The 3,059-nt window shown below is 65.3% G+C and carries 1 protein-coding gene; it reads left to right on the top strand.

Annotated features, from left to right (window positions below):
- Nucleotides 1-3,059: InlB B-repeat-containing protein (locus tag BQ7388_RS12290; protein ID WP_200781433.1), on the top strand; the 3,059-nt coding region annotated here is incomplete at both ends.

Raw genomic sequence — 3,059 nt, 5'->3', positions numbered from 1 at the left:
CCGACGGACAGAAGCACGTGTGGGCCCCCGCCGAGAGCGTTACCTTCAGGCTCAATGCCCCGGACGCCGCCCAGGCGGTCGGGGCGAGATTCAGTGACGGAACGGTCGCGGACAAGGCTGCCGTCGCCATGCGCGGCTACGCGCTCGCCGACGCCACGCCCGCAGCCGGCAGCGCGCAGGTCCCAGGCGACCCCACGGCACTTGGCTATCACTTCGAGGGTTGGTTCTACAGGGATGCGGACGGTGTGGAACGCGCGTACGACAGCTCCGTCACGGTCAATGCGCCCCTGGTCGTCTATGCCAAGTGGTCGAGCGACTCCGCCAGCTATGGCATCGTCTACCACAGCAACCTTGCCGATGACGCCACCTACACCGTCTCTGCGAACAGGCCCGACCGCAGTGCGACCGTAGCGTCGATCGATGCTGCCATCGCCGCGAACGGCGCCTTCTCCCAGCCGGGCAAGATCTTCAAGGGCTGGAACACCAGCGCCGACGGCAGGGGAGAGGAGCATGCCTCTGGCGACGTCCTCACGCTTCCCACCGACAAGAGCTCCGTAGATCTCTATGCGCAGTGGGAGGACCAGCTTGCGACGGTCCGCTTCTCTGCCAACGGGGGAACTTTTTCCGATGACAGCGTGTTCAAGACCAAGACGGACGTGTTCTCCATCTCCACCGAGGCCAACGGGGGAGAGGTCGCGACCGTCAAAAGGCAGGCCAAGGTCTCGGACAACCAGAAGCTGGGCGACCTCCTGAAGTCCCTTGACGGCTCCGTCGACGCCAGCACCGCTGGCATCGCGACGCCGAGCAAGGACACAGCGGGCTTCGAGGGCATGGCGTCCCGCGCGGGTTTCCTGCTTGAGCACAAGACAAAGGATCTCACGTTTTTCGGCTACGTTTATGGCCACGAATACAGTTATTGGTACGACGACCCCCAGGGCTCCGACGTTGCGGCCCTTGACTCCGGAACCACGGTCAAGGGCGACGTCACGTACTACCTCAAGTGGAAGGACGACCCCTCCGTCCCCACCATCCAGGCGAGCGGCGCGCTCGATGCCGACATGTGGGGGGACTCCAAGGACGTGTCCAACGAGATCAAGTTCGTCGAGGCGGGCAAGGAGTTCAGCCTGACGGGGGCCATCGACACCACTGCGATCAAAGACCAGATGCGCTCTATCGAGAAGAGCTTCGGGGAGGGTCCCGAGCACTTCTCGGACATCGCGCTCTCTGGCGCTGCGTCGACGTTCACGGCCAAGATCACGCTTCCTGACGAGGTGAGGGTCCCTGCGGACCCCCAGGTTCAGGTCGCGGGCATGGGTGACCTCTTCAAGCTCGACTCCGTCACCGCCTCCGGGCAGGAGGTGACCGTCACCTTCAAGCTCAACGACGGCTTCACCAACTACCAGCTGCTGAAGGATGCGGTGGAAGGCACCGGACTGGCCGCCGGGCGTGCCGCCAGCATCGACGACTCAAACTTCATCACGGCGACTATCTCTGGTCTCACGCTGGCCGACGGCGTCCAGAACGGCGTCGAGTTCGCCGCGACCGGCGACGTGAGCGGTAACTTCTTCGCCGTCGCCAAGAAGGGGAACGAGACCAAGCGCTTCGTCTTCGACTGGACCTCCCAGCAGCTGGAGGCCGGCAGGGACCCACGTGGCGACGACGTCCGCCAGACCATGGTCTCCGTGGTCCCCTCCACCATCGGGCTGCCCGCAGACCTCGAGGCGGACGGCGACACAGAGCACGAGGCAGTGCACGAGGTCCTGCCAGGTGAGGAGGTGAACCTCACGGGCGTCGTGGGGGTGGCGAGCGTCAAGAGCCAGATGGAGGCCATCGAGGGCCAGTTTGGCACCACCCCCGACCGCTTCGAGTCCATCGCGCTCTCGGACCTCAGCTCGGGCTTCGTGGCCACGCTCACGCTTCCCGAGGGTGTGAGCCCCAAGGTCGGGCTTGGGAAGAGTGACGTCACGATTGAGGGCTTCTCCGACACCTTTGCCGTGTCGGACGTCACGACGGAGGGCAACAAGGTCACCGTCACCATGGACCTCAAGCCCGGAATCACGAACTACCAGCAGCTCAAGGATGCCGTCTCCGCAGTCTCCGACACGATGAGGCTCACGGTTCCCACGCGGGTCTCGGATGACGTCGCGGCGGGTACCCGCCTGAGCGTCACGGGCACGGTCACGGGGATCTTCCACTCGAAGGCGACCTCCGAGGGTGGGAAGACCAAGGTCTTCGCCTTCACGTGGAACGGCGAGCAGACAGACGAGGGGCGTGATGCCATCCTGTCCGCAAGCGATCCCACCATCCAGCTGACCCTCGCCACCACCTCGCCCATCGAGGGCGGTCTCGAGGGTGACATGCTCGTCGCCGGCGACACCGAGCACGACGCGGTCATAAGGGCCGAGAAGGGCTCCAGCTTCGACCTGACCGGGGCGATTGACGTCGCTCCCGTCAAGGCGCAGATGGCCGCCATCGAGGCCCGCTACCCCGGCGTCAGCCACGAGGACATCAAGCTGGACGTCAGGGACTTCGGCTTCAGCGCCAGCTTCACCGTCCCCGACGACATCGAGCTCCCCGCGTCCCTCGATCCATCTCAGGTCACGACCGAGGCGTTTGGCCCCGGCTTCAAGGTGGGTGACGTCAGGGTCGACGGCAAGACCGTCACCGTCTCCTTCGTCCTGAGCGACCCCGACCAGATCACGACCTATGACAAGCTCGAGGCCGTCGTCGACGCCGCCGGTGACGCGGGCGAGAACAGCCCCAGCTGGATGAGGCTCGTCGTCCCCGGGCTCAAGGTCTCCACGAATGCCGAAACGGGCAAGACGTTGACCATCGTGGGCACGGTCGGCGGCCATTTCGCGGCACGCGCCACCACCGACGAGGGGACCTCGAAGGTCTTCTCGTTCGTGTGGAACGGCACGCAGTGGGCGCCGGGCAAGGATGCCGTGGCGACGGACGATGACACCATCCAGCTCTCGCTCGAGGTGACCGAGCCCTCCAACCCCAACCCCAACCCCAACCCCAAGCCCAACCCCAACCCCAACCCCAAGCCCAAGCCC

This window comes from Olsenella phocaeensis (genome assembly GCF_900120385.1).
GTDB classification, from domain to species: domain Bacteria; phylum Actinomycetota; class Coriobacteriia; order Coriobacteriales; family Atopobiaceae; genus Olsenella_I; species Olsenella_I phocaeensis.
Note: the sequence above shows the minus strand (reverse complement) of the source record. Positions and strands in the feature narration are given on the sequence as shown.